This is a genomic window from Streptomyces resistomycificus (assembly GCF_001514265.1).
Classification (GTDB): Bacteria; Actinomycetota; Actinomycetes; order Streptomycetales; family Streptomycetaceae; genus Streptomyces; species Streptomyces resistomycificus.
The window spans coordinates 302,581-329,369 of sequence record NZ_KQ948995.1 but is presented as its reverse complement, the minus strand read 5'-3'; the positions used below and the strand labels follow the sequence as shown (position 1 = coordinate 329,369).

At 69.4% G+C, this 26,789-nt stretch carries 27 protein-coding genes; 23 read left to right on the top strand and 4 right to left on the bottom strand.

The window, feature by feature from the left end; all coding sequences use genetic code 11:
* The first annotated feature begins 106 nt into the window (after nucleotides 1–106).
* The 3 genes from AQJ84_RS26025 to AQJ84_RS26015 all read left to right on the top strand — a co-directional run bounded on the left by AQJ84_RS26025 (nucleotide 107) and on the right by AQJ84_RS26015 (nucleotide 4,466).
* The gene (locus tag AQJ84_RS26025; RefSeq protein ID WP_053192766.1) at nucleotides 107–808 is read left to right on the top strand and encodes an HAD family hydrolase; all 702 of its coding nucleotides are present in this window, start codon (nucleotides 107–109) and stop codon (nucleotides 806–808) included.
* 409 nt (nucleotides 809–1,217) lie between these two features.
* Nucleotides 1,218–2,822 (top strand): ABC transporter substrate-binding protein, encoded by a 1,605-nt coding sequence (locus tag AQJ84_RS26020; RefSeq protein ID WP_053192764.1) that lies wholly within the window; start codon nucleotides 1,218–1,220, stop codon nucleotides 2,820–2,822.
* 66 nt (nucleotides 2,823–2,888) lie between these two features.
* On the top strand, nucleotides 2,889–4,466 hold the full coding sequence (locus AQJ84_RS26015; RefSeq protein WP_030038366.1) for an ABC transporter substrate-binding protein: 1,578 nt from the start codon (nucleotides 2,889–2,891) through the stop codon (nucleotides 4,464–4,466).
* Between the two features lie 68 nt (nucleotides 4,467–4,534).
* Here AQJ84_RS26015 and AQJ84_RS26010 read toward each other — a convergent pair whose 3' ends face one another.
* Together AQJ84_RS26010 and AQJ84_RS26005 are read right to left on the bottom strand one after the other, a co-directional pair.
* Nucleotides 4,535–5,206, bottom strand: a complete 672-nt coding sequence (locus AQJ84_RS26010) for a response regulator (protein WP_030038367.1) — start codon at nucleotides 5,204–5,206, stop codon at nucleotides 4,535–4,537.
* A gap of 14 nt (nucleotides 5,207–5,220) precedes the next feature.
* A complete protein-coding gene (locus tag AQJ84_RS26005; RefSeq protein ID WP_030038368.1) occupies nucleotides 5,221–6,198 on the bottom strand; it encodes a RecB family exonuclease in 978 nt (325 codons plus the stop codon).
* A 173-nt stretch (nucleotides 6,199–6,371) separates the two neighbouring features.
* Here AQJ84_RS26005 and AQJ84_RS26000 point away from each other — a divergent pair, with 173 nt between their 5' ends.
* From AQJ84_RS26000 to AQJ84_RS25990, 3 genes are all read left to right on the top strand, one after another.
* Nucleotides 6,372–7,961 carry a site-2 protease family protein gene (locus tag AQJ84_RS26000; protein WP_079022739.1) on the top strand — a complete coding sequence of 530 codons (1,590 nt, stop codon included), beginning with the start codon at nucleotides 6,372–6,374 and terminating at the stop codon, nucleotides 7,959–7,961.
* 68 nt (nucleotides 7,962–8,029) lie between these two features.
* Nucleotides 8,030–8,932, top strand: coding sequence for a tRNA (adenine-N1)-methyltransferase (locus AQJ84_RS25995; protein ID WP_030038370.1), 903 nt, complete (start codon nucleotides 8,030–8,032; stop codon nucleotides 8,930–8,932).
* A gap of 257 nt (nucleotides 8,933–9,189) precedes the next feature.
* Nucleotides 9,190–9,768, top strand: a complete 579-nt coding sequence (locus tag AQJ84_RS25990; RefSeq protein WP_030038371.1) for a hypothetical protein — start codon at nucleotides 9,190–9,192, stop codon at nucleotides 9,766–9,768.
* A 66-nt stretch (nucleotides 9,769–9,834) separates the two neighbouring features.
* On the opposite strand, the gene AQJ84_RS25985 is transcribed toward AQJ84_RS25990, so the two are convergent.
* Entirely contained in the window at nucleotides 9,835–10,140 is a 306-nt protein-coding gene (locus AQJ84_RS25985; protein WP_030038372.1) for a ferredoxin, read from the bottom strand.
* A 245-nt stretch (nucleotides 10,141–10,385) separates the two neighbouring features.
* On the opposite strand from AQJ84_RS25985, the gene arc reads away from it, so the two are divergent.
* From arc to prcA, 6 genes are all read left to right on the top strand, one after another.
* Complete coding sequence (gene arc / locus AQJ84_RS25980; RefSeq protein ID WP_053192762.1) at nucleotides 10,386–12,152, top strand: proteasome ATPase; 1,767 nt, start codon at nucleotides 10,386–10,388, stop codon at nucleotides 12,150–12,152.
* A gap of 233 nt (nucleotides 12,153–12,385) precedes the next feature.
* On the top strand, nucleotides 12,386–13,897 hold the full coding sequence (gene dop, locus AQJ84_RS25975) for a depupylase/deamidase Dop (RefSeq protein ID WP_374935432.1): 1,512 nt from the start codon (nucleotides 12,386–12,388) through the stop codon (nucleotides 13,895–13,897).
* A gap of 156 nt (nucleotides 13,898–14,053) precedes the next feature.
* Nucleotides 14,054–14,269 (top strand): ubiquitin-like protein Pup, encoded by a 216-nt coding sequence (locus tag AQJ84_RS25970; RefSeq protein WP_030038375.1) that lies wholly within the window; start codon nucleotides 14,054–14,056, stop codon nucleotides 14,267–14,269.
* Nucleotides 14,270–14,347: 78 nt separating this feature from the next.
* Entirely contained in the window at nucleotides 14,348–14,572 is a 225-nt protein-coding gene (locus AQJ84_RS41280) for an endonuclease domain-containing protein (RefSeq protein WP_374935431.1), read from the top strand.
* Complete coding sequence (gene prcB, locus AQJ84_RS25965) at nucleotides 14,553–15,398, top strand: proteasome subunit beta (RefSeq protein ID WP_053192760.1); 846 nt, start codon at nucleotides 14,553–14,555, stop codon at nucleotides 15,396–15,398. The genes AQJ84_RS41280 and prcB overlap by 20 nt, the downstream gene beginning before the upstream one ends.
* Before the next feature lie 62 nt (nucleotides 15,399–15,460).
* Nucleotides 15,461–16,198, top strand: coding sequence for a proteasome subunit alpha (gene prcA / locus AQJ84_RS25960; RefSeq protein ID WP_030038378.1), 738 nt, complete (start codon nucleotides 15,461–15,463; stop codon nucleotides 16,196–16,198).
* Nucleotides 16,199–16,266: 68 nt separating this feature from the next.
* Here prcA and AQJ84_RS25955 read toward each other — a convergent pair whose 3' ends face one another.
* Nucleotides 16,267–17,283, bottom strand: coding sequence for a LacI family DNA-binding transcriptional regulator (locus AQJ84_RS25955; RefSeq protein ID WP_030038379.1), 1,017 nt, complete (start codon nucleotides 17,281–17,283; stop codon nucleotides 16,267–16,269).
* A 117-nt stretch (nucleotides 17,284–17,400) separates the two neighbouring features.
* Between AQJ84_RS25955 and AQJ84_RS25950 the strand changes: the two genes are divergently transcribed.
* The 11 genes from AQJ84_RS25950 to AQJ84_RS25900 all read left to right on the top strand — a co-directional run bounded on the left by AQJ84_RS25950 (nucleotide 17,401) and on the right by AQJ84_RS25900 (nucleotide 26,789).
* A complete protein-coding gene (locus AQJ84_RS25950; protein WP_030038380.1) occupies nucleotides 17,401–18,660 on the top strand; it encodes an MFS transporter in 1,260 nt (419 codons plus the stop codon).
* 9 nt (nucleotides 18,661–18,669) lie between these two features.
* The gene (gene pafA / locus AQJ84_RS25945) at nucleotides 18,670–20,031 is read left to right on the top strand and encodes a Pup--protein ligase (protein ID WP_053192758.1); all 1,362 of its coding nucleotides are present in this window, start codon (nucleotides 18,670–18,672) and stop codon (nucleotides 20,029–20,031) included.
* A 126-nt stretch (nucleotides 20,032–20,157) separates the two neighbouring features.
* Nucleotides 20,158–21,159 carry an FKBP-type peptidyl-prolyl cis-trans isomerase gene (locus AQJ84_RS25940; protein WP_030038383.1) on the top strand — a complete coding sequence of 334 codons (1,002 nt, stop codon included), beginning with the start codon at nucleotides 20,158–20,160 and terminating at the stop codon, nucleotides 21,157–21,159.
* Nucleotides 21,160–21,219: 60 nt separating this feature from the next.
* Nucleotides 21,220–21,591 (top strand): FKBP-type peptidyl-prolyl cis-trans isomerase, encoded by a 372-nt coding sequence (locus tag AQJ84_RS25935; protein ID WP_030038384.1) that lies wholly within the window; start codon nucleotides 21,220–21,222, stop codon nucleotides 21,589–21,591.
* A gap of 128 nt (nucleotides 21,592–21,719) precedes the next feature.
* Nucleotides 21,720–22,697, top strand: coding sequence for a helix-turn-helix transcriptional regulator (locus tag AQJ84_RS25930; protein ID WP_030038385.1), 978 nt, complete (start codon nucleotides 21,720–21,722; stop codon nucleotides 22,695–22,697).
* Nucleotides 22,698–22,712: 15 nt separating this feature from the next.
* Complete coding sequence (locus AQJ84_RS25925; RefSeq protein ID WP_030038386.1) at nucleotides 22,713–23,768, top strand: helix-turn-helix transcriptional regulator; 1,056 nt, start codon at nucleotides 22,713–22,715, stop codon at nucleotides 23,766–23,768.
* A gap of 26 nt (nucleotides 23,769–23,794) precedes the next feature.
* Nucleotides 23,795–24,109, top strand: coding sequence for a hypothetical protein (locus tag AQJ84_RS25920; RefSeq protein ID WP_051869588.1), 315 nt, complete (start codon nucleotides 23,795–23,797; stop codon nucleotides 24,107–24,109).
* A 10-nt stretch (nucleotides 24,110–24,119) separates the two neighbouring features.
* On the top strand, nucleotides 24,120–24,314 hold the full coding sequence (locus AQJ84_RS25915) for a hypothetical protein (protein ID WP_030038388.1): 195 nt from the start codon (nucleotides 24,120–24,122) through the stop codon (nucleotides 24,312–24,314).
* Between the two features lie 261 nt (nucleotides 24,315–24,575).
* Nucleotides 24,576–24,866 (top strand): Sec-independent protein translocase subunit TatA, encoded by a 291-nt coding sequence (tatA, locus tag AQJ84_RS25910; protein ID WP_030038389.1) that lies wholly within the window; start codon nucleotides 24,576–24,578, stop codon nucleotides 24,864–24,866.
* Between the two features lie 47 nt (nucleotides 24,867–24,913).
* The gene (tatC, locus tag AQJ84_RS25905) at nucleotides 24,914–25,867 is read left to right on the top strand and encodes a twin-arginine translocase subunit TatC (RefSeq protein ID WP_030038390.1); all 954 of its coding nucleotides are present in this window, start codon (nucleotides 24,914–24,916) and stop codon (nucleotides 25,865–25,867) included.
* 31 nt (nucleotides 25,868–25,898) lie between these two features.
* Nucleotides 25,899–26,789: a diacylglycerol kinase gene (locus tag AQJ84_RS25900; protein WP_030038391.1), complete on the top strand. Its 891-nt coding sequence runs from the start codon at nucleotides 25,899–25,901 to the stop codon at nucleotides 26,787–26,789.

Here is a 26,789-nt window from a genome sequence, read left to right as displayed (position 1 = left end):
GGTCGACAGGCACGCTGATCGGGCACGTCGTATACTGGTCGGTCCACCGCAGGCCGGTTCCCTTCATGGGAGCCGGCCTGATCGTCCCTCAAGGAGGTGCGCCCGGATGACCAGTACGATCCCTGCGCCAGACACCCGTACGGCCGAAGGTTCAGCGCTCCAGGCCGTGCTCCTCGACATGGACGGAACCCTGGTGGACACCGAGGGCTTCTGGTGGGACGTCGAGGTCGAGGTCTTCGCCGGACTCGGCCACACGCTCGACGACTCCTGGCGCCATGTCGTGGTCGGCGGCCCCATGAGCCGCAGCGCGGGGTTCCTGATCGAGGCCACCGGCGCCGACATCCCCCTCGCCGAGCTCACCGTCCTGCTGAACCAGGGCTTCGAGGCCCGGATCGACCGTGCCCTGCCGCTGATGCCGGGAGCGGCCCGGCTGCTCGCCGAACTGGCCGCGCACGAGATCCCCACGGCCCTGGTCTCCGCCTCGCACCGGCGCATCATCGACCGTGTGCTCACCTCGCTCGGCCCGCAGTACTTCGCCCTGTCCGTGGCCGGCGACGAGGTGGGGCGCACCAAGCCGTTCCCCGACCCGTATCTGTTCGCCGCCGCCGGGCTCGGCGCGGATCCGGCCAGGTGCGCCGTCGTCGAGGACACCTCCACCGGTGTCGCGTCGGCGGAGGCGGCGGGCTGCCACGTGGTGGCGGTGCCGTCGGTGGCGCCGATCGCCCCGGCCGCCCGGCGGACCGTCGTGACCTCGCTCGAAGAGGTCGACCTGGCATTTCTGCGCGGCCTGATGACGGAAATGCGCTAGGCGTTCACCCAGCGTGCGGAGCTGATAGGACGTTAATTCCCCGACGGTAATTCGGCCGTACCGGATGGCCGAATTCCGGCACCGAGGCGGACCGTTGAGAATGTGACGTTGCCCACTCGCTCGAGGGCTGACGGCGGCTGGGGCGCCAGGCCGTCACCCCCGCGAGGGCTGTCAGGGCGTGCCCTTGTGTCCTGATTCGTGAAACCGTGCACCAAACCTTCCGGCCTCGGGTTTTCGGTCTGTCCGCAGCCGGTTTCGCTGCGTGATGAGGTCTCAACTCCGGTGGCCGCGAACCGTCGTGCAGGTGCGGACTAATCTCCTAGCGAGAACATCGCCCTTACCCCGTGGCCCGCCGCAACACCCATGCATGCCGGGTACACGGACCCAACAGCTGTGGAGAAACTCGAGCATGAACCGCAAGACTTTGGTGCTGCCGGCCGTGATCGGTCTGCTCGCGCCGGTGCTCGCCGCCTGCGGCGGGTCCGACAGCGGGAGCGGCGGCGACGGCGCGATCGTCGTCGGCACCACGGACCGGTTCACCGCCTCGAAGGACGCCCCCGCGCCCCTCGACCCGGCGTACGCCTACGACGTCGGCAGCTGGAACATCCTGCGCCAGACCGTGCAGACCCTGATGATCCAGCCCAAGGGTGAGGGTGAGCCGGTCCCCGAGGCCGCCCAGAGCTGCGGTTTCACCGACTCCGGCAACGAGCGCTACGCCTGCAAGCTCCGTGACGGCCTGAAGTTCGCCAACGGCGACGCCATCACGGCCCAGGACGTGAAGTTCTCGATCGACCGTGCCCTCGACATCAAGTCCGACAGCGGTGTGTTCGCCCTGCTGTCGACCATCGACACCATCGAAACGCAGGGCGACAACGAAGTCATCTTCCATCTCAAGACCGCCGACGCCACCTTCCCGTTCAAGCTGTCGACCCCCGTCGCCGGCATCGTCAACCCCGACGACTACGAGAAGGGCAAGCTCCGCGAGGGCTTCGACGTGGACGGCTCGGGGCCGTACACGATGAGCGCCGAGGTCAAGGACGACGAGCTCGTCGACGCCGTGTTCACCAAGAACCCCAACTACAAGGGGACGCTCAAGGTGAACAACGAGAGGGTCGAAATGCGCTCCTTCGAGGGCGCCGACGCCATGGGCGCCGCCCTCGAGAAGGGCGACATCAACGTCATGACCCGCACCATGTCGCCGGAGCAGATCGACAAGCTGACCAGTGCCAACGGCGGAGACATCGACGTCGTGGAGACGGCCGGCCTGGAGATCCGCTACCTCGGCTTCGACACCGACGCCCCTTCGGTGAAGTCGAAGGCGGTGCGTCAGGCGATGGCCCAGATCATCAACCGCAGCGAACTCGTCTCCAAGGTGTACGGCTCCCAGGCCGAGCCGCTGTTCTCGATGGTCCCGGCCAGCATCACGGGTCACTCCAACTCGTTCTTCAACCGGTACGGCGACCCGAACGTCACCAAGGCCAAGGCCATGCTGTCCCAGGCCAACATCACCGCCCCGGTGAAGCTGACGCTGCACTACACGACCGACCACTACGGTCCGGCCACCAAGCAGGAGTTCGAGATCCTGCAGAAGCAGCTCAACGACAGCGGTCTGTTCGACGTCGACATCAAGGGCACCCCCTGGTCGACCTTCCGCTCCGCCGAGCAGAAGGGCGAGTACGACGTCTACGGCATGGGCTGGTTCCCCGACTTCCCGGACGCCGACAACTACCTGGCGCCGTTCCTGGACAAGGACAACACCATCGGCTCGCCGTACGTGAACAGCGAGATCCGCAACACCCTGATCCCGGAGTCCCGCCGTGAGGCGGACCGCCTGTCCGCGGCCACCAGCCTGACGGACATTCAGGACATCGTCGCCGACGACGTTCCGGTGCTGCCGCTGTGGCAGGGCAAGCAGTACGTGGCCGCCAGTGACGACGTCACCGGGACCGCGTACGCGCTCAACTCCTCCTCGACGCTTCAGCTGTGGGAGCTCGGCCGCGGTGTGAGCGGCTGACCCTCCCGTGCCCGGGGCCCGGGAGGGTGGCCCCGGGGTCCGAAATCGACGACAAGGCACCCGCAAGTGAACATGCGTAACCAGTGGCCGGTCCTGCCCATCGTGGCGGGGCTGGCCTCCGGCCTTCTGACCGGCTGTGGAACGGAGTCCGGCGGCTCCGGGGACAGCGGCTCCTCGGTGGTCATGGGGATGTCCGACGACGTCCTGGCCACCGACCCCGCCTCCGGCTACGACCCCGGATCCTGGCTCCTGTTCAACAACGTCTTCCAGTCGTTGCTGAGCTTCCCCAAGGGCGCCACGGAACCGCAGCCTGAGGCCGCCGAGGAGTGCTCCTTCACGGACACCCGGACCCAGGTCTACAAGTGCACCCTGAAGGACGGTCTCAAGTTCAGCAACGGTGACTCGCTGACGTCCCAGGACGTCAAGTTCTCCTTCGACCGCATGCTGAAGATCAACGACGACGCCGGTCCCGCGATCATGTTCCCGATGCTGGAGAAGGTCGAGACCCCGGACGAGAAGACGGTCGTCTTCCGTCTGAACACGCCCGACGCCACCTTCCCGAGCAAGATCGCCTCGGGAGCCGGGTCCATCGTCGACCACACCCAGTACGACGCCGACGGGCTGCGCGAGGACGGCGAGGCCGTGGGCTCCGGCCCGTACCGGCTGGACTCCTTCGGCGAGGACGAGGCCGTGTTCTCGGCCAACGAGAACTACAAGGGCACCGCCGACCCGCAGAACACCGGCGTGACGCTGAAGTTCTTCCACGGCGACCAGTCCGCCCTGAAGTCGGCCCTGCTCGACAACAAGGTCGACGTCGCCTACCGCGGTCTGTCCGCCGACGACATCGCCGACATCGAGGCCGACGACAGCTCCGGCGTGGAGATCGTCGAGGGCAGCAGCGCCGAGGTCCAGCACCTGGTCTTCAACATGGACGACCCGGTCACCGGACAGCTCGGCGTCCGCAAGGCCATCGCCCACCTGCTGGACCGCGACGCCCTCATCGAGGACGTCTACCAGGGCACCGCCACGCCGCTGTACTCGATCATCCCGGCGGGCATCTCCGGCCACAACACGGCCTTCTTCGACACCTACGGCGCCCGCCCCTCCAAAGCCAAGGCCGCCGCGGCCCTGGCGGCAGACGGCATCACCGACAAGGTGAAGCTGACCCTCTGGTCGACGCCGTCCCGCTACGGCCCCGCCACCGACGACGAACTCCAGGCCATAGCCGGACAGCTCAACGCCAGCGGCCTGTTCGACGCCGACGTGCAGTCCGTCGCCTTCGACCAGTACGAGAAGGACATCGCCGACGGCAAGTACGGCGTCTACGTGAAGGGCTGGGTCCCCGACTACCCGGACGCCGACAACTTCACAGCCCCCTTCTTCGGCAAGGGCAACGTGCTGAGCAACAACTACGCCAACAACACGATCACCGGCTCGCTCATCCCACAGACCGCCGCCCAGGGTGACCGCGGAGCGACCGACGACGCCTACGGCAAGCTCCAGGACATCGTCGCCGAGGACCTCCCCGTGCTGCCCGTCTGGCAGGCCAAGCAGTACGCCGTCACCCGTGACGACGTCTACGGCCTGGAGTACTGCCTCGACGCCTCGACCGTGTTCCGGTTCTGGGAGCTCAGCAAGGGCTGACGGACGCCGTACGAACGCCGAGGGCGCCCCCTGCTCGCAGGGGGCGCCCTCTTCTTGTCGCGGTCGTCCTACTGCGCGCCGGGGCGCACCAGCCCGCTCTCGTACGCGTACACCGCCGCCTGCACGCGGTCGCGCAGGCCCAGCTTGGTCAGGACGTGCCCGACGTGCGTCTTGACGGTGGTCTCGCTGACGAAGAGGTCGGCGGCGATCTCCGCGTTGGACAGCCCGCGCGCCACCAGCTTCAGCACCTCCACCTCGCGGTCGGTGAGCGTGTGCAACGTGTCCGGCACCGGTTCCTCGCCGGACGGCAGATGCGTGGCGTACTTGTCGAGCAGCCGGCGTGTGATACTCGGCGCGAGCATCGCCTCGCCCGAGGCCACCACCCGGATCGCCTGGACCAGTTCGTTGGCCGGGGCGTCCTTCAGCAGGAACCCGCTGGCTCCCGCACGCAGCGCCTCCACGACGTACTCGTCGAGGTCGAACGTGGTCAGCACCAGCACCTTGGCCGGACCGTCCCGGCCGGGGCCGGTGATCTGCCGGGTCGCCTCCACACCGTCCATCCGCGGCATACGGATGTCCATCAGAACCACGTCGGGCTGCAGGGCCCGCACCTGGTCGAGCGCCTGGAGGCCGTCTCCGGCCTCGCCGACGACCGCGAGGTCCTGCTCGGCCTCCAGGATCATCCGGAAGCCGGTGCGCAGCAGCGGCTGGTCGTCGACCAGTAGGACGCGGATGGCCACGTAAGTCTCCTTCGCTAGTCCGGCCCCATTCTGCCCTGTGCCGCGTCCCCCGACTCGGGCGCCCTCACCGGCAACGGATAGGGCGGGGGAGTGCCGCCGAACTCCGGGCAGTGGGCCTGGTGGTCGCACCAGCCGCACAGTTTGGTGGGCCGGGGCCGCCACTCGCCCGTCTCCGTGGCCTGCCGGATGGCCTCCCACAGCGCGTGCAGCTTGCGTTCGACCCGCTCCAGGTCGGCGAGGACGGGGTCGTACGTGAGGACGTCGCCGCTGCCGAGGTAGACGAGCTGGAGCCGGCGTGGGACCACGTTCTTCAGACGCCACACCACCAGGGCGTAGAACTTCATCTGGAACAGGGCGCCTTCGGCGTACTCGGGCCGGGGCGCCTTGCCCGTCTTGTAGTCGACGATCCGCACCTCGCCGGTGGGCGCCACGTCGACCCGGTCGATGATCCCGCGCAACTTCAGGCCGGAGTCCAGCTGGGCCTCGATGAACAGCTCGCGCTCCGCGGGTTCCAGCCGGGTCGGGTCCTCCAGCGTGAACCAGCGCTCCACCAGCCGCTCCGCCTCACCGAGCCAGCGTGCCAGCCGCTCGCCCTCCGGGTCGTCGGCGAAGAGTTCGACGACCTCGGGGCGGCTCTCCCGCAGCCGGTCCCACTGGCCCGGGATCAGCGACTTGGCGCGCGGAGCGGTCCGCTCCCCGGCGGGGGCGTCGAACAGCCGCTCCAGGACCGCGTGCACCAGCGTGCCCCGGGTCGCCGCCTCGCTCGGCTTCTCGGGCAGCCGGTCGATCACCCGGAACCGGTACAGCAGCGGACACTGCATGAAGTCACTGGCACGCGAGGGGGACAGGGAGGCCGGCGCTATGGCGGTGGCCTCGACGACGGTGCTCGTGGCAGTCGTCGGTGCCGGTTCCGGTGTCGGTGCCTCCGGCGCGGCCGACGCCACGGCGTCGTCGCCGGTGGGCTCGGCGGAGCCCTCGGTGCTTGTCTCCATGACCACAGACCATACGGCCCGCCACTGACAGTGACCCAGTCGCCTCGTGGCGGCCGTGCCGCTGTGGAAACACGGGGGGTGCCGGGGCGGGCCGCGTCGCGACGGCCGCATACCATCGACCCGAGACCCTCCCGTCCGGCAGGCGCGGGAGACGCTTCGAACGAGGGGACATCGTGGACGAGAGCGGCGGTAGCCGGCAGCCGCGGCCCGGCAACGACGAGTCGGCCGAGCAGCACGCAGCACCTGCGACCCCGGCCCCCGACCCCGCGCCCCCGATCCCCGACGAACCGACCATGGTCGTACGCCGGCCGGACCTCCCCCAAGGCGACGGCACGACGGGCGACGCCGGGACGCGAAAGACGAAGCCGGTCCAGGCGAAAGCTGCCGAGGGGCCGAAGGCTGCCGAGGGGGCCGGGGAAGGAAATCCCGAAGCGAAGACGCCCGACGCGAGGACGCCCGAAACCGAGCGACCCCGAGAAGGCGCCTCGGAGTCCCCGCAAGCTCACGGTCCTGCCGAGAACCACCCCCAAGCCCAACCCCACCCCCACGCCGGCGACCGGACCCTCGCTCACTCCGATCCCGTCAAGGGCCGTCCGCCCCGGCGTCCGAAGGACCCCGGTGGTGGGCTGCTGATGGGACGGCCGTTCGGCGTGCCGGTGTACGTCGCACCCAGCTGGTTCCTCGTGGCGGCGCTGATCACCTGGGTGTTCGGCGGCCAGCTCGACCGCGTGCTGCCGGAACTCGGCGCGGCCCGCTACCTGGTCTCCCTCTTCTTCGCGGTCGCCTTCTACGCCTCCGTCCTCGTCCACGAACTGGCTCACACGGTCGCGGCCCTGCGCTTCAAGCTGCCCGTCCGCCGCATCCAGCTCCAGTTCTTCGGCGGGGTCTCCGAGATCGAGAAGGAGGCCGAGACCCCGGGCCGGGAGTTCTGGCTGGCCTTCGTCGGACCGCTGCTCTCCCTCGTGCTCGCCGGCCTCTTCTACCTCGCCCTGCAGCCCGTCGAACCGGGCACGGTCCCCGGCGTGCTGCTGGCCGGCCTGATGATCTCCAACCTGATCGTCGCCGCCTTCAACCTCCTGCCCGGCCTGCCCCTCGACGGCGGCCGGATGCTGCGCGCGATCGTCTGGAAGATCACCGGCAGGCCCATGACCGGCACCGTCGCCGCCGCCTGGGTCGGCCGCGCCCTCGCCGTCGCCGTCCTCATCGGCCTGCCGCTGCTCACCCAGTCCGGAGCCCTCGGATCCAGCGCCGAGGACAACGTCGGCATGGACACCGTCATGGACGCCCTGCTGGCCGCGATCCTCGCCGCGATCATCTGGACCGGCGCCGGCAACAGCCTGCGCATGGCCCGCCTGCGCGAACACCTCCCCGAGCTGCGCGCCCGCAACCTCACCCGCCGCGCGGTCCCCGTGGAGTCCGACACCCCGCTCTCCGAGGCCCTGCGCCGAGCCAACGCCGCCGGCGCCCGCGCCCTGGTCGTCGTCGACCCGGACGGCCATCCCCTGTCCCTGGTCCGCGAGGCCGCCATCGTCGGCGTACCCGAACACCGCCGCCCCTGGGTCGCCGTCAGCGGTCTCGCCCAGGACCTCACCGACGGCATGCGCGTCTCCGCGGAGCTGGCCGGCGAGGACCTCCTCGACGCCCTGCGCGCCACCCCCGCCACCGAGTACCTGGTCGTCGAGGAGACCGGCGAGATCTTCGGCGTCCTGTCCGCCGCGGACGTGGAGCGGGCCTTCGTCAAGGCGATGGCCCGCCCGAACTGAACACCGCTCTCCCGAAGCGCCGCCAGGCCGTGGTCGGCGGCCCCCGTAAACGCCGGTAGGCTGTTCACATGTCCGAACCGACCGGTGCCGCCCGCAGGCGCGGGCCCTTCAAGGTCGGGGACCAGGTTCAGCTGACCGACCCCAAGGGCCGCCACTACACGTTCACGCTCGAGGCCGGGAAGAACTTCCACACCCACAAGGGTTCCTTCCCGCACGACGAACTGATCGGCGCTCCCGAGGGCAGCGTTGTCCGCACCACCGGGAACGTCGCCTACCTCGCGCTGCGCCCCCTGCTCCCCGACTACGTCCTGTCCATGCCCCGCGGGGCAGCCGTCGTCTACCCGAAGGACGCGGGGCAGATCCTCGCCTTCGCCGACATCTTCCCCGGCGCACGCGTGGTCGAGGCCGGCGTCGGCTCCGGCTCGCTCAGCAGCTTCCTGCTGCGTGCCATCGGCGACCAGGGCATGCTGCACTCCTACGAGCGCCGCGAGGACTTCGCCGAGATCGCCCAGCAGAACGTGGAGCGCTACTTCGGCGGCCCGCACCCCGCCTGGCAGCTCACCGTGGGCGACCTCCAGGACAACCTGTCCGACGCCGACGTCGACCGGGTCATCCTCGACATGCTCGCCCCCTGGGAGTGCCTGGAGGCCGTCTCCAAGGCGCTGGTCCCGGGCGGCATCCTGTGCTGCTACGTCGCGACCACCACCCAGCTCGCCCGGACCGTCGAGTCCATCCGCGAGATCGGCTGCTTCAACGAGCCGACCTCCTGGGAGTCGATGATCCGTAACTGGCACGTCGAGGGTCTGGCCGTCCGCCCGGACCACCGCATGATCGGCCACACCGGCTTCCTGCTCACCGCCCGCCGCCTCGCCGACGGCGTCGAGCCGCCCATGCGCCGCCGCCGCCCCGCCAAGGGTGCCTACGGCGACGACTACACCGGCCCCAACGCCGACGGCGGCGCCGGCCGCTAGAGCCCGCCCGAGGCGGACCGGTGCCGTCGCCCGGTGCGCCGACAACGTACAAGAGCCGTGGCCCAGTTCCCGCAGACGTCGGGGAACTGGGCCACGGCGCTTTTGTGTTGACGCAACGCCGGCAGCCGCGTCGACCGTGGCCGAAACCGCGCGGCTCCTGCCCTGGAAACCGTCACCCCGCCGTTCCGCCGCACTGTGACGTGTGGCACCATTCTGGCCACCCCCACCACCGGTACAGCCCTCGGGAGACACCCCTAGTGCAGCAATCCGCCGTCCCGGAACTGGCACACACGCACACCCGTCCGATCCACTGGCTCGCCACCGCCACCGCGCTGGCCGGCGTGGTGGCCCTGTCCTCGGTCCTGCAGCCCAACCCGGCGACGGCGGCGCAGGCGGCCGCCCCCGGGCCCGGAACCGCCCCGGCCGTCACCACGGCGCCGGACCCCGCGGGCGTGGACTTCCCGCTCGAGTGCGGCCCGGTCAAGGAGCTCGTACTGAAGAAGGTCTCAGGAGACCTCGACGGGGACGGCAGGCCCGAGACGGTGGTCGTGGTGCACTGCGACGCCCCGATGGGAACCCCGCCCGACGGCGTGTACGTCCTGACCCGGTCCGCGGACACCGGCAGACCCCGGGTCGTCGCGACCCTGGTCGAACCCAAGGACCGCATCACCGTGACCGACTTCGCCCTGCGGGACGGAGCCGTGCTCGCGACACTCCTCGGCTACTCGTCCGCCGACGTGCCCAGTTGCTGCCCGGACGTCAAGGACAGCGCGAAGTGGGCGTGGAAGAACGGCGCGTTCGTCCGCTCGACGCCCGCCGGAGCGCAGACCGTCTGAGGCGCGCCCCCGGCGTGTGTGACTCATCGGACAGCACGACAGTAGTAACACCGGGTAGCGGAAGGGTCACTCGGCGTCCGGGCCGTAGATCTCGACCCTGTCCGAAACCCGACGGACATGGATGCACTCGCCCGGACACTCCTTCGCCGAGTCCACCACATCCGTGAGGAGCGGCAGCGGCACGGGCGTTGTGGCGCCCTTGTCCTGCAGCAACTCGTCGCCGGAGCTCTTCACATAGGCCAGTCCGTCGATGTCCAGCTCGAACACCTCGGGCGCGTACTGGACGCAGATGCCGTCACCGGTACAGAGATCCTGGTCGATCCAGACCTCCAGGTCCTCGCTGCCGACCGCGGCCTCCTGCTGCACGCTCATGGTCTCCTGCCGTTTCGATGCCGAGCCTTACGGGAATCCGGCCAGCTCTGACGGGTGTTGAACGCTTCGACCCTACCTCCGGCAGCTTTCCAATCATGTTCGGTGGGTATTCCCCTGGCGTGAGGGAGAGCGCAAGGGTGAAGATCGGACACACCCCGACAGTCTTTGTGATCTAGGGGTTTCAATCGACACCCACCCAGGTAGGGTCTGGAAGCGTCCAGCTCCCCTTGGAGGAGGTGAGGACCGTGGCAGCCCACGACGACGACATGAACCGCGGCATCCGCCCGGGACGAGGGTCCGAAGACCCCGCCGGGCAGGTTGCCTACCTTGAGCAGGAGATCGCCGTCCTGCGACGTAAGCTCGCCGACTCTCCGCGACACACGAGGATTCTCGAAGAGCGGATCGTCGAGCTGCAGACCAACCTGGCCGGCGTGTCCGCCCAGAACGAGCGACTCGCCAACACGCTCCGTGAGGCCCGAGACCAGATCGTGGCCCTCAAGGAGGAAGTCGACCGGCTCGCGCAGCCGCCGGCCGGCTTCGGCGTGTTCCTCACGGCGAACGAGGACGGCACCGCCGACATCTTCACCGGCGGCCGCAAACTGCGGGTGAACGTCAGCCCGAGCGTCGAGGTCGAAGAGCTCCGACGCGGCCAGGAAGTAATGCTCAACGAGGCTCTCAACGTGGTCGAGGCCATGGAGTACGAGAGCGTCGGCGACATCGTCACCCTCAAGGAGATCCTCGAGGACGGCGAGCGCGCCCTCGTGGTGGGGCACACGGACGAGGAACGGGTGGTGCGGCTCGCCGAGCCGCTGCTGGACGTGACCATCCGTCCCGGCGACGCCCTGCTGCTCGAACCCCGCTCCGGCTATGTCTACGAGGTCGTACCGAAGAGCGAGGTCGAGGAACTCGTCCTCGAAGAGGTCCCGGACATCGGCTACGAGCAGATCGGCGGTCTGGGCGGCCAGATCGAGGCGATCCGCGACGCGGTCGAGCTGCCGTACCTCTACCCCGACCTGTTCAAGGAGCACGAACTGCGGCCGCCCAAGGGCGTCCTGCTGTACGGGCCCCCTGGATGCGGCAAGACGCTCATCGCCAAGGCCGTCGCCAACTCGCTGGCCAAGAAGGTCGCCGAGGTCACCGGTCAGGCCCAGGGCAAGAGCTTCTTCCTCAACATCAAGGGCCCCGAGCTCCTGAACAAGTACGTCGGCGAGACCGAGCGGCAGATCCGCCTGGTCTTCCAGCGTGCTCGCGAGAAGGCCAGCGAGGGCACCCCCGTCATCGTCTTCTTCGACGAGATGGAGTCCCTCTTCCGCACCCGTGGCTCCGGTGTCAGCTCGGACGTGGAGAACACCATCGTCCCGCAGCTGCTCGCCGAGATCGACGGCGTGGAGGGCCTGCAGAACGTGGTCGTGATCGGCGCCTCCAACCGCGAGGACATGATCGACCCCGCCATCCTGCGGCCCGGCCGACTCGACGTGAAGATCAAGATCGAACGTCCGGACGCCGAGGCGGCCAAGGACATCTTCGGCAAGTACCTCACCGAGCGCCTCCCGCTGCACTCCGACGACCTCGGCGAGCACGGCGGCAGCAAGGCCACCACGGTCGGCAGCATGATCCAGACAGCCGTGGAACACATGTACGCCGAATCCGAGGAAAACCGCTTCCTGGAAGTCACCTACGCCAACGGCGACAAGGAAGTCCTCTACTTCAAGGACTTCAATTCCGGCGCCATGATCGAGAACATCGTGGGCCGCGCCAAGAAAATGGCGATCAAGGACTTCCTCGAACACAACCAGAAGGGCCTCAGGGTCTCCCACCTCCTCCAGGCATGCGTGGACGAGTTCAAGGAGAACGAGGACCTGCCCAACACCACCAACCCGGACGACTGGGCCCGCATCTCCGGTAAGAAGGGCGAACGGATCGTTTACATCCGTACGCTCATCACCGGAAAGCAGGGTGCGGACACCGGCCGCTCCATCGACACGGTGGCGAACACCGGTCAGTACCTGTAAAAAGCAGGGCGGCTGCGGGTGCCCTCACCGGGTACCCGCAGCCGACTGTTTTTCGGGTGAAGCTGGAGCAAGGCAATGACGCAAATGATCTCCCCACCAGCGCAGAGCCGTTCTAGGCTCTTCGGTACCGCCGAGTCGCGCAGTGCGGGGACGGGCACCGCACACGCACCGGAGCGCCAGCGGTACTTGAGCGGCGTCCCCGACCGAGGACGCCGCCGGGCAAGGAGGGCCGCATGACCGTACGGCGAGTAATGGGCATCGAGACGGAGTACGGGATCTCCGTCCCCGGTCACCCCAACGCCAATGCCATGCTCACCTCGTCCCAGATCGTCAACGCCTACGCGGCGGCGATGCACCGGGCCCGGCGGGCCCGCTGGGACTTCGAGGAGGAGAACCCGCTGCGGGACGCGCGAGGCTTCGACCTCGCCCGCGAGGCGGCCGACTCCACCCAGCTCACCGACGAGGACATCGGCCTGGCCAACGTGATCCTCACCAACGGCGCCAGGCTCTACGTCGACCACGCACACCCCGAGTACAGCGCCCCGGAGGTCACCAACCCGCGCGACGCGGTGCTGTGGGACAAGGCCGGCGAACGCATCATGGCCGAGGCGGCGGAACGGGCGGCCCAGCTCCCCGGCGCCCAGCCGATCCACCTCTACAAGAACAACACCGACAACAAGGGCGCCTCCTACGGCACGCACGAGAACTACCTGATGAAGCGGGAGACCCCCTTCTCGGACATCGTGCGCCACCTGACGCCCTTCTTCGTCTCCCGCCAGGTCGTCACCGGAGCGGGCCGCGTCGGCATCGGCCAGGACGGCCACGAGCACGGCTTCCAGCTCAGCCAGCGCGCCGACTACTTCGAGGTCGAGGTGGGCCTGGAGACCACCCTCAAGCGCCCGATCATCAACACCCGTGACGAGCCGCACGCCGACGCCGAGAAGTACCGCCGGCTGCACGTGATCATCGGCGACGCCAACCTCTCCGAGATCTCGACCTACCTCAAGCTGGGCACGACGGCGCTCGTCCTGTCCATGATCGAAGACGGCTTCATCGCCGTCGACCTGGCCGTGGACCAGCCCGTCCGCACCCTCCACCAGGTCTCCCACGACCCGACGCTCAAGCGTCTGGTCACGCTCCGCAGCGGCCGGACACTCACCGCGGTCCAGCTGCAGATGGAGTACTTCGAGCTGTCCCGCAAGTACGTCGAGGAACGGTTCGGCGCCGACGCCGACGACCAGACCAAGGACGTCCTGGCCCGCTGGGAGGACACCCTCAACCGCCTGGAGAACGACCCGATGAGTCTGGCCGGCGAGCTGGACTGGGTAGCGAAGAGGGAACTCATGGAGGGCTACCGCCGCCGTGACAACCTCGACTGGGACGCGGCGCGACTGCACCTGGTCGACCTCCAGTACGCCGACGTACGCCCCGACAAGGGCCTCTACAACCGGCTGGCGGCCCGCGGACGCATCAAGCGCCTGCTGGACGAGAACGAGGTCGAGCGGGCGCGTACGAAGCCGCCTGAGGACACGCGCGCGTACTTCCGCGGCCGCTGCCTCGAGCAGTACGCCGACGACGTGGCCGCGGCCTCCTGGGACTCCGTGATCTTCGACCTGCCGGGCCGGGATTCGCTCCAGCGCGTCCCAACCCTCGAACCGCTTCGCGGAACGCGAAATCACGTCAAGGAGCTCCTGGACCGCTGTCGGACGGCGGAAGACCTGGTCAGGGTGCTCTCGGGCGGCTGAGTGGGTACTCGGGGCCGACTCGGCCCCACAGGGTGGAATGGTCGGCGTCCGGGAATCATCGAGGTGGTCCCCGGACGTTGAGGGAACTGCGGGGCCGATGTCGGACCCTGCTTGTAGGGTCTGATCAAGAAGGTCGAACCGAGCGGGGTGAGGGTTATGGCGACCAAGGACACCGGCGGCGGACAGCAGAAGGCGACGCGCAACACCGAGGAGGTCGAGGAGGCGCCCGAGGCGCAGGCATCCGAGGACCTCAAGGAGCGCCAGGAGAAGCTGAGCGACGACGTCGACTCGGTACTGGACGAGATCGACGACGTCCTTGAGGAGAACGCAGAGGACTTCGTGCGTTCCTTTGTGCAAAAGGGTGGCCAGTAGGCCTCTTCCGCCTTCGAACTGAAGGTGCGGGGGATGGGTCGTCTGCGTGCGGGACAGTCTTCGGCGTGACGGCCTCCGGTGCACTGCCGGGAGTGCGTGGTGGAGCACAGCACCACGCACGCCCGGTGGCCGTGTGGCGTCACCGAAGCCGAGCGCGACGAGTCGGTCGCCTCCCAAGTGGGCGTCCGTTGTTTATGTCTTGCGGCTCCCGCCGAGCATGTGGATCACTGCCGCAACACGGGTAGGGTCCGAGGCGTACTGCTGCTTACGTGGAAGGAATCGCGTGGAAGCCAACACTCGTAGCACCGGGCGTCTACCAGCTGCCTTCCTGACGCCTGGGTCGTCCTCCTTCATGGACTTCCTGTCGGATCACCAGCCGGAGATGCTGCCCGGCAACCGGCAACTGCCTCCCACGCAGGGCGTGATCGAGGCGCCGCACGGCACCACGATCGTGGCCGTGACCTTCCCCGGCGGTGTCGTGCTCGCCGGTGACCGGCGCGCCACGATGGGCAACGTGATCGCACAGCGCGACATCGAGAAGGTCTTCCCGGCCGACGAGTACTCGGCCGTCGGCATCGCCGGCACCGCCGGCCTCGCCGTCGAGATGGTCAAGCTCTTCCAGCTGGAGCTGGAGCACTTCGAGAAGGTCGAGGGTGCGCAGCTGTCGCTGGAGGGCAAGGCGAACCGGTTGTCGACCATGATCCGTTCCAACCTCGGCATGGCCATGCAGGGCCTGGCCGTGGTCCCGCTCTTCGCCGGGTTCGACGTGGACCGGGCCAAGGGGCGGATCTTCTCCTACGACGTCACGGGCGGCCGCTCCGAGGAGCACAACTACGCCGCCACGGGCTCCGGCTCGATCTTCGCGCGCGGAGCCATGAAGAAGCTCTTCCGCGAGGACCTGACCGAGGAGCAGGCCACCACCCTGGTGGTACAGGCCCTCTACGACGCGGCAGACGACGACTCGGCGACCGGCGGTCCCGATGTCGCCCGCCGGATCTACCCGATCGTCACCGTGATCACCGAGGACGGCTTCCGCCGCCTCACCGAGAGCGAGTCCTCCGAGATCGCCCGCGCGATCCTGGAGCGGCGCCTGGAGCAGCCCGACGGCCCGCGCGCCGCGCTGCTCTAGCGGCCGCCCGTTCTTCTCACCCAGGTGATCCAGTGACTTCGACAGAAAGGGACGGATAACCGGTGTCGACGCCGTTCTATGTCTCACCCCAGCAGGCCATGGCCGACCGGGCGGAGTACGCCCGCAAGGGCATCGCCCGTGGCCGCAGCCTGGTCGTGCTGCAGTACGCCGACGGCATCGTCTTCGTCGGCGAGAACCCGTCCCGCGCGCTGCACAAGTTCAGCGAGATCTACGACCGGATCGGCTTCGCCGCCGCCGGCAAGTACAACGAGTACGAGAACCTTCGCATCGGCGGGGTGCGCTACGCCGACCTGCGGGGTTACACCTACGACCGGGACGACGTGACCGCCCGCGGTCTGGCCAACGTCTACGCCCAGACGCTGGGCACCATCTTCTCCAGCGCGGCCGAGAAGCCGTACGAGGTGGAGCTGGTCGTCGCCGAGGTCGGGGAGACGCCCGAGGGTGACCAGATCTACCGGCTGCCGCACGACGGTTCGATCGTGGACGAGCACGGCTCGGTCGCGGTCGGCGGCAACGCCGAGCAGATCAGCAGCTACCTGGACCAGCGTCACCAGGACGGCATGAACCTGTCCGAGGCCCTCAAGCTCGCCGTCCAGGCCCTGTCCCGCGACACCAACGGGAGCGAGCGGGAGATCCCCGCGGAGCGCCTGGAGGTCGCGGTGCTGGACCGTACGCGCCCGCAGCAGCGCAAGTTCAAGCGCATCGTGGGCCGCCAGCTCGGCCGGCTGCTGGAGAGCGGCGGCGCGACCACCGAGGCGGAGAGCTCCGACGAGGAGTAGCGCACCTCTCGTCACTCGTCGCGCTCCTTGTGTGCCCCGGCCGATCCGTCGACCGGGGCACAGGTGCGTCAGGAGGGCCCAGGAGGCGCCGTGGAGCCCCGTACGACCAGCTCGACGGGAATGTCCCCTTCCTGCGGCACACGGCCCTCCAGAACCGCCAGCAGGGCCCGCATGCCCCGTTCGCCGAACAGCTCGGCGTCCAGTCGTACGGTCGTCAGCTCGGGGTCGAGGGCGGTGGCCAGCGCGAGGTCGTCGAGTCCGGTCACGGACACGTCGTCGGGGACGCGCAGCCCGAGGCGGCGCAGGGCCTTGTAGGCACCGGCGGCGAGTTTGTCGTCGTCGCAGACCAGTGCCGTCGGTCGCGGGCCCGGGACCTGGAGGGCGGCCTCGGCGGCGGCCACGGCGCCCTCGATGGAGATCGGTGCCCGAGCCGTGCGGATCGAGGTGCCGGGCACGGAGCCGACCCGGGCGGCCAGCTCGTCGGCGCGCACCTCGAAGGTCCAGGACGGCACATCCGCCGCGAGGTGCAGGAAGCGGCGGTGACCGAGGCCCAGCAGGTGTTCGGCGACCTGACGGACGCCGTCGGCGATGTCCAGGTTGACCGTGGCCGCGCCCAGGCTTCCCGAGGGGTCGCTGTCCAGCATCACCAGGGGGAGCTGGTCGCCGCGGATGGCGGTGAGGGCGTCGGCGGCCATCGAGGAGGCGATGACGCCGTCCAGGGCGGCCTGTGCGGACGCGAAGGGGTCCCTGGCGGGGCCGATGCCCTCGGGGGAGGGGTAGAGGACCACGCCGAAGCCGTGTTCGGCGGCGACCCGGGCGGCGCCCGTGTAGACCCCGGCGAAGAACTCCGTGGTCAGTGCGGGGACCACCAGGAGCACCGTGCGGGTGCGGCCCAGACGCAGGTTGCGGGCCGCGAGGTTGGGCCGGTAGCCCAGCTCGCGCGCGGCCTGGCGTACGCGCTCGGCCGTGGTCTCCGACACCCGTCCGCGCCACTTGTCGCCGAGGACCAGGGAGACCGCGGCCTGGGAGACGCCGGCGGCCTGGGCGACGTCACGGCTGGTGGGGCGGGTGCTGCCTCGTGCCACCGGCTGCCTGCTCTTTCGTCTGGACGCGTGAACAGCGCACATGGTACGTATGACGGAGGAAGTTATACGTACAACCTCACGCGCCACCGGCGCATCGGGCGAGCTGGAGAGCAGGACATGGCTGCGGGATACCTGGACATCCTCAGGGCGAGGCACGCCGCCCGGCTGCTCGTCGGCACGCTGGTGGGGAGGCTGCCCAACGCCACCGCCGCGATCGCGATCATGCTCTTCGTCCGGGCGGAGGGCGGCTCCTACAGCCTGGCCGGCGGACTCGTGGCCGTGTACGGCGTGGCCAACGCCGTGGGGCAGCCGGTGCTGGGGCGTCTGGTGGACCTGCACGGCCAGCCGCGCGTCCAGCTGTCGGCCGCCGTCCTGTCGGGCCTGGCGATGGCCGTCTTCGCCTTCACGGGCACCGCGCCCCTGCCGCTCGCCTACGCCGCCGTGGCCGCCGCCGGACTCTTCACACCTCCCCTGGAGGGCGGCCTGAGGGCGCTGTGGCCCTCCGTCCTCGGCAAGGAGGACAAGGTCCACACGGCGTACGCCATGGACGCGATAGCGCAGGAAGTCATGTTCGCCGTCGGGCCGTTGCTCGTGACGCTCTGTGTGTCGCTGTGGTCGGAGATGGCCGCGCTGCTCGCCCTGAACGTCGTCGGGGTGCTGGGCGCGCTCTCCGTGGTGGTGTCGCCTCCGTCGCGCGCGTGGCGTTCGGCGCCGCGCGAGGCGCACTGGCTCGGCGCGCTGCGCTCGACCGGACTCCTCGCGCTGCTCGGCGCGTTCCTGTTCGTCGGTATCGCGCTCGGTTCGATCACGGTGGCGTCGGTGGCGTACGCGGACGGCCACGGCGGCGACACGGTCTACGGCTGGCTGATGGCGGCCCTGGGGATCGGGGCCCTCGTGGGCGGCGTGTTCTACGGCGCGCGGCAGTGGACCGGTGAGCCGGCGCGGCGACTGCAGGCCCTGGTGGCGTTGCTGGCGGTGTGTTACGTGCCGCTGATGCTGCTGCCGGGCGCGCTCGCCATGACGCTCCTGACGGTTCTCGCCGGCGTGTTCCTCGCCCCCGTCATCGCCTGCGCCTTCGTTCTGGTCGACCGGCACGCGCCGCGTGGCACGGTCACCGAGGCGTTCTCCTGGCTTGTCACGACATTCACCGTCGGCGCGTCCGTCGGAACGGGCCTCACGGGGCCGGTCGTAGAGGCGGGCGGTGCGCTGTGGGGCTTCGCCGTGCCGGGTGTCGCGGGGGCCGTGTCACTGCTCGTGCTGCTGGCCACCGGGCGGGTCCTCGCGGCTTCGGCCGGGGGTGCGGTGGTTGCGTCTTCATCGGAAAATGATCCAAACCGTGCCGTCGAACCCCGTTTCAGCTCGGGGGATCGGGCGTAATGTTCACTCATGGACCGCCGCATTTTCGGGCTGGAGAACGAGTACGGCGTCACGTGTACGTTCAGGGGACAGCGCCGCCTGTCTCCCGACGAGGTGGCGCGGTACCTCTTCCGCCGTGTCGTGTCATGGGGCCGCAGCAGTAACGTCTTTCTGCGAAACGGCGCCCGCCTTTATCTCGACGTCGGGTCACATCCGGAATACGCCACACCGGAATGTGACAACGTGACCGAACTGGTCACGCACGACAAAGCAGGCGAGCGCATTCTCGAAGGACTCCTGGTGGACGCCGAACGACGCCTGCACGAGGAAGGAATCGCGGGCGACGTCTACCTCTTCAAGAACAACACCGACTCGGCGGGCAACTCCTACGGCTGCCACGAGAACTATCTCGTCGCGCGCCACGGGGAGTTCTCCCGGCTCGCGGACATCCTCATTCCGTTCCTCGTCACGAGGCAGCTGCTCTGCGGTGCCGGCAAGGTGCTGCAGACCCCGCGCGGCGCGGTGTACTGCGTCAGCCAGCGCGCCGAGCACATCTGGGAGGGCGTCTCCTCGGCGACGACCCGCTCCCGGCCGATCATCAACACCCGCGACGAACCGCACGCCGACGCCGAGCGCTACCGCCGCCTGCACGTCATCGTGGGCGACTCGAACATGTCCGAGACGACCATGCTGCTCAAGGTCGGTGCCACCGACCTGGTGCTGCGCATGATCGAGGCGGGCACCGTGATGCGCGACCTGACCCTGGAGAACCCGATCCGGGCGATCCGCGAGGTCAGCCACGACATCACCGGCCGCCGCAAGGTCCGCCTGGCCAGCGGCCGTGAGGCCTCCGCCCTGGAGGTGCAGCGCGAGTACTACGAGAAGGCCGTGGACTTCTGCGAGCGCCGAGGCATCCGCACCGGCACCGTGGAGCAGGTCCTGGAGCTGTGGGGCCGCACGCTGGACTCGATCGAGGCCGAGGACCTCGACCGGATCGGCACCGAGATCGACTGGGTCATGAAGTACAAGCTCATCGAGCGGTACCGGGCCAAGCACAACATGACCATGTCCCACCCGCGGGTCGCGCAGATAGACCTCGCCTACCACGACATCCACCGCCGTCGTGGCCTGTACTACCTGCTGGAGAAGAAGGGCCAAGCCGCCCGGATCTGCAACGACTTGAAGATCTTCGAGGGCAAGTCGGTTCCGCCGCAGACCACTCGGGCGCGCCTGCGCGGCGACTTCATCCGGCGGGCGCAGGAACAGCGCCGTGACTTCACGGTCGACTGGGTCCACCTCAAGCTCAACGACCAGGCCCAGCGCACGGTGTTGTGCAAGGACCCCTTCCGTTCAGTGGACGACCGGGTGGAGAAGCTGATCGCCGGAATGTGATCGACCGTTCCGGAGGAAGTACCGGAACGCAACACGGGCGCCGTACGTTTCACGTACGGCGCCCTTCTCACGCCGTAGAGTTGCGCGCACGCCATCACAAGATCGACCGATTACGAGGCCCCCACCGTGCGCCGACGCTCACTCATCATCGCCGTACCCACAGGACTGGTCGCTCTCGCCGGATGCGGCGACGACGAGTCCGGCTCGAGCGAGGCGAGCGACAGCGCCTCACCCTCGGCGTCGGCCTCGGCGTCCGTGCCGCCGCCGAAGATCGTCGACGGGCCCCTTCCGGCGATCACGGCGGGCACGAAGTTCGGTGAGAAGCCGACGGTCGCCAAGGGCAGCGGCGACCCGTCCAAGGACCTCGCGGTGAAGACGATCACCCCGGGCAACGGCACCACGGTCGCCGAGAACGACTACATCCAGGCGAACTACCTGGGCCAGATCTGGGACACGGCGAAGGTCTTCGACAACTCCTACGACCGCAAGACGCCCCTGCTCATCCAGCTGGCCCCCAGCAGCATCATCGACGGCTGGCGGTATGCCCTGGCCGGCAAGAAGACCGGCAGCCGCGTCCAGTTCGCCGTGCCGCCCACCTGGGGGTACGGCAAGGAGGGCTACACGCAGGGCGGCATCAAGGGCACCGACACGCTGGTGTTCGTCGTCGACCTGCTCAAGACGTTCAACGCGAAGAGCTCCGCCAAGGGCAGCGAGGTCGCCCAGGACGACGGGGACCTGCCCAAGGTCGGCACCAACACCGACGGCAAGGCGCCCTCCATCGAGGTCCCCAAGGCCGACGCGCCGACGAAGCTGGTGGCGAACTACGTCATCGAGGGTGACGGAGAGGAGGTGGCCGCCGAGAACACGGTCCTCGTCCAGTACAAGGGCGTCCTGTGGGACGGCGGCAAGGAGTTCGACTCGACGTACAGCCGCAAGGCGCTGACCTCGTTCTCGCTCCAGCAGGTCGTCAAGGGCTGGTCGCAGGGACTGACCGGCAAGAAGGTGGGTAGCCGCGTGCTCGTCGTGGTCCCGCCGAACCTGGGCTACGGCGACAGCCCGCCGGCCGGCAGCGACATCAAGAAGGACTCCACGCTGGTCTTCTCGGTCGACATCCTTGCGAAGATGTGACCGTGCCGAGATGTAAGACTGTGCCTGTTGCCTTTCCGTACACACGCAGGAGCTAGAGACGTGAGCATCGACAAGCCCGAGATCGACTTCCCGGGCGGCGAGCCCCCGGCGGACCTGGAGATCAAGGACATCTGGGAGGGCGACGGCGAGGTGGCGCAGGCGGGCCAGACCGTCACCGTCCACTACGTCGGCGTTGCCTTCAGCACCGGCGAGGAGTTCGACGCCAGCTGGAACCGCGGCAACCCGTTCCGCTTCCCGCTCGGTGGCGGCCGTGTCATCAAGGGCTGGGACCTGGGCGTCCAGGGCATGAAGGTCGGCGGCCGCCGCCAGCTGACCATCCCCGCCCACCTGGCCTACGGCAACCAGAGCCCGACCCCGGCCATCAAGCCCGGCGAGACCCTGATCTTCGTGGTCGACCTCCTCGGGGTCTGATCGTCGTACGACCGGTCTCGATCACCTGGGGCCCATGCCTGTCCGGGCATGGGCCCTCGGCTTTTGCCGCGCCACCGCGGGGCGGTACGGTCATCGTCCGTAACACCATAGGGAGGCGAAGGGCGTCGATGGCCATTGCCAAGGCCGAGCGACTGATGAACCTGGCGCTGTGTCTGCTCGGGACGCGGCGGCCGCTCAGCAAGCGCGAGCTGCGTGAGTCCATCGAGGCGTACGTCGAGGCCTTCGGGCCCGGGAACGGTGCGACGGGGAGCGACGACTCCTTCAACCGGATGTTCGAGCGGGACAAGGACGACCTGCGCGAACTCGGTCTGGTCATCGAGACCGTGGAGAACCTGGACGGCGAGGTCGGCTACCTCGCCCGCCGCGACAGCAACCGGCTCCCGCCCATCACCCTGGACGCCGAGGAGGCCGCCGCGCTGGGCCTGGTCGCCAAGGTGTGGCAGCAGGCCCGGCTCGCGGGCGCGGCCAGCGGCGCCCTGCAGAAACTGCGCGCGGCGGGACTCCCCGAGGACGTCGACCCGTACGGGTCGCACGGCGCCCTCGAGCCGCGCATCCCGGTGCACGAGGCCGCGTTCGAGCCGCTGATGCTGGCCTGCCGCGACCGCCGCCCGGTCGTCTTCGACTACCGCAAGGCCACCGCCGCCCGTCCCGAGCCCCGGCTTGTGGAGCCGTGGGCGCTGGAGTGCTGGCGTGGCCACTGGTACCTCGCGGGCTGGGACCGCGACCGCAACGCCGAGCGGGTGTTCCGGCTGTCCCGGATCACCGGCAAGGTGCGCACCCGCGGCGCCCGCTTCACCGCCCCCGTGCCCGACGTCGTCACCGTCCGCGAGACGGTCGCGAGCTGGGCCGGTGAGACCGCCGACCGCTCGGCGCTGATCCGGCTGCGCTCCGGCGCGGGATACCCCCTGCGGGCGAAGGCCGTCGCGGTGAGGGAGCTGGCGGACGGGTGGGACGAGTTGGAGATTCCGTACGGCCACGGCCTGGACGCCTGGCTGGTGGAGTTCGGGCCGGATGTGGTGGTCCTGGAGCCCGCCGAGCTGCGGGCCGACGTGGTGGACCGGCTGCGTGCCGTGGCCAAGGGCTGAGGGGGACGTAGAAAAGTGGTGGGAAAACCTGCCAGGCCGACGAACGCCATCGACCAGACCCGGCGGATGCTCTCCCTGGTGACCTATCTGCGCGAGCGCCCCGGCGCCCGGGTCGAGGACGTCGCCCGGGCCTTCGGCATCACCGAGGACGAGCTGGTCTCCGACCTCGACGTGCTGCCCATGTGCGGCACCAGCTTCCGTGGCGGCGATCTGCTCGACATCGACACCGACGGCGAGCGCATCTGGTGGCACAACCCCGATGACGTCGCCGAGCCGCTGGGACTGGCCGCCGACGAGGCCACCGCGCTGCTGGTCGCCGCCCGGGCCGTCTCCACGCTGCCCGGCCTGCGCGAGAGCGACCGGCAGGCGCTGCTGCGGGCCACCGCCAAGGTGGAGGCCGCGGCCGGCGAGCAGGCGGGGGCCAGCTCCCGGCTGTCGGTGACCTTCGAGTCCGAGGGCGGCGTCTTCGCGGACGTCGACCGGGCCATCTCCGAGCGGCGCCGGCTGTGGATCCGTTACTACTCGCCGGCCCGCGACGAGGTCACCGAGCGCGAGATCGACCCGATCCGCCTGGTCAGCGTCGGTCACACCTATGTCGAGGCCTGGTGCCGCCGCTCCGAGGCGCGCCGCACCTTCCGGCTCGACCGGGTCGCCGAGATCAAGATCCTCGACGAGCCGTCGGCGCCGCCCGAGGTCGAGCTGCGGGACCTGTCCGAGGGGCTGGTGCAGCCCGCCGCCGAGGACCCGGAGGTCGTCGTCGAGGTCGGGCCCGGCGGCCGATGGGTCGCCGAGTACTACCCGCACGACAGTGCGGATGAGCTTCCGGACGGCGGACTGCGTATCACCCTGCGGACCCCGGATCCGGCGTCCCTGCGGCGGCTGGCGCTGCGGCTGGGGCGCGACGGCCGGATCGTCTCGCCGCACGACCTCGCCGCGAGCGCCCGCGACGCGGCGCGCGAGGCGCTGGCGGCGTACGACGGGGTCGAGGCGCACGGCGCTCACGGAGCGCACGCGGTTCACGACAGCGAGCGGTACGAGGGGCAGCACGACAGGCGGGAGCAGGGGCTTTGAGCGAGTCGTCGACGTCTGGCGCGGACATGACGGTGGACGCGGAGAGGCCGATCGGCGCGGGAGCGACCGCGGGGCCGGGGGTGACGGTGGCCTCCGCGTTCGCCGGGATGAGAAGCGTGACCCCGGTGACGTTCAAGGCGGGCTGCCCGGACTGCCGGGGCCGCTTCGAGCTCGCCGCGAGTGCCCTGCGCCTGGCCATCGGCGCCTCGAGCCGCACCACCTTCTACTCCTTCACCTGCCCCGACTGCGGAACGGCCGTCCGCAAGCCGGCCGGCGAGCGGATCGTCGAGCTGCTGACCGGCGGCGGGGTCAGCACGCTGCGGCTCCACTCCACCCTCTAGGCTCGGCTCCATGTTCTGGCCGATGTTCGCGGTAGCTGTGGGTTTCCTGGGTCTCGCCGTTCTCGGTGTGCTCGCCGTACGGGTCTTCCTGGAGGCGCAGCGGCTGGGCAGGCAGGTCACGGACTCGGCGCGGCGCATCAACCGGGCCGCCGAGGAGCTGGAACGCGCCTCCATGAGCGCGGCCCGCTCTGTGGACTCCCTGTGAGCTGACCAGGGTGCTCCCTGTGAGTTGCGGGTGTGATGCGCTTTGGGTCACTTCGGCCTGTCAACTTGGTGGTCCCGGCAGGTACGCTGCTGGTCGCGGCCCGGAGAACGAGGCCCGAGCCGCTGACCGGGAGTACGCACAGGGATTGCCAGGCGTTTACCCCTGAGCGTTACGATCGCTGTCAGCACGATCGTTCGGACACATGTCCGACCGGTCGGACAGCACCCCACCCCAGCCGCCTCGGTGAGAAGGTAAAGACTTATGTTCGGAAGGCTCGGCGCCCCCGAGATCATTCTCATCCTCGTCGTCATCATCCTGCTGTTCGGCGCCAAGAAGCTTCCCGACATGGCGCGTTCGCTCGGCAAGTCGGCCCGCATCCTCAAGAGCGAGGCCAAGGCGATGAAGTCCGAGGGTCAGGACAACGCGTCCACTGCCGCGGCGCCTCCCCACGACGACCAGCAGCCCCCCGCCCAGCGCACCATCCAGGCCGCCCCCGGTGACGTGACGAGCTCGCGCCCGGTCACCGAGCCGACGGACACCACCAAGCGCTGACGCAGGGCCGGTGACCTCCGGCCCGCCGCACGAGATGGGAACGTGGGTTGCTGAAGTCTGCCCGCAATGAGGAGAAGGATCCCGAGGGGCGGATGCCCCTCGCGGAGCACCTTCGTGAGCTCCGCAACCGGCTCGCGAAGGCGATGCTGGCCATCGTCGCCGTCACCATCGTCGCCGCCTTCTTCTACAACGACATCATCGACTTCTTCACGAAGCCGGTACTGGACTCGGTCGGATGCCCGTCATCCTTCACCGAGCTCGCGCAGCAGGCCAAGAGCGGCGACGAACCCTGCGCTCAGATCACCATCAACGGTCTGCTCGCCCCCTTCACGCTCGCCCTGAAGGTGTCGCTGATGGCCGGCGTCGTGCTGGCGTCGCCGGTCTGGCTCTACCAGCTCTGGGCGTTCGTCGCTCCGGGACTGCACAAGAACGAGAAGAAGTACGCGTACGCGTTCGTCGGCTCGGGCGTTCCGCTCTTCCTGGGCGGCGCCTACTTCGCCTACAAGGTGCTGCCGACCACCGCGAAGGTCCTGATCGAGTTCACGCCGTTCGGCGTCGACAACCTGCTGCCGCTCGACGACCTGCTCGATCTCGTCACGCGCATGGTCGTCGTCTTCGGCCTCTCGTTCGAGCTGCCGCTGCTGCTGGTCATGCTCAATCTCACCGGGGTCATCACCGGCAAGCGGATGCTCGGCTGGTGGCGCGGCATGATCATGGGCATCACCGTCTTCGCGGCCCTCGCCACGCCCAGCACCGACCCGCTGACCATGATGGCGCTCGCCGGACCGATCTGGCTGCTGTACTTCACCGCGGTCGGCATCTCCCTGTTCAACGACCGGCGCAAGCGGCGCCGTGAGGCCCTGGAGCCCGACGACGACGAGGCCTCCGAGCTCGACCTCACCCCCGAGGAGATCGGCGAGGTGGAGACCGTCTCGGCCAGCCGGGCGCTGCCCGAGCAGGCGAGCGCGGAGCGGGTCAACGGTTATGACGACGTGACCTGATCGAGCCGGTCGCCCTTGTAACGTCCGGGGCGTGACCAGCGAGATCACCCTTTTCGTCAACCCCACCGCGGGGCGCGGCCGGGGCGCCCACGCGGCGCAGCCGGCCGCTTCCGCTGTGCGGGCGGCCGGTTTCTCCGTGCGTACGATCCTGGGCGCCGACGCCGAGGACGCCCTCACGCGCGCGCGTGCCGCGGTCGCCGACGGCACCGGCGCCCTGGTCGCCGTCGGCGGCGACGGCATGGCGAACCTCGCCCTCCAGGCGGTCGCCGGCACCGGCACCCCCTTCGGCCTGGTCGCGGTCGGCACCGGCAACGACCTCGCCCGCGCCCTCGGTCTGCCGGTGCGCGACCCCGCAGCCGCGGGCCGGGTGATCGCCGACGCCCTCAAGGGCGGCCGACTGCGCGACATCGACCTCGGGCGGGTGGACGACCGCTGGTTCGGCACGGTCCTCGCCTCCGGCTTCGACTCCCGGGTCAACGACCGCGGCAACCGCATGCGATGGCCGTCGGGGCGGCTCAAGTACGACCTGGCGATGCTCGCCGAACTGGCCTCCTTCCGCCCGTTCCCCTACCGCGTCACGCTGGACGACGGCGAGGCCATGGAGGTCGAGGCGACTCTCGTCGCGGTCGGCAACGGGTCGTCGTACGGCGGCGGCATGCGGATCTGTCCGGGCGCCGACCTCACCGACGGGCTGTTCGACGTCACGCTGGTCGGGGACTGCAGTCGCAGGACGTTGCTCAGGGTGTTCCCGGCCGTGTACCGGGGTCGGCACGTCGACCACCCCAAGGTCACCGTGGTGCGGGCCGCCAAGGTAGAGGTCGACGCGGCGGGCATCACGGGGTACGCGGACGGGGAACCACTCGGGCCGCTGCCGTTGACCGCGCGCTGTGTACGGGGTGCGGTGCGTGTCGTAGGGCCGTGA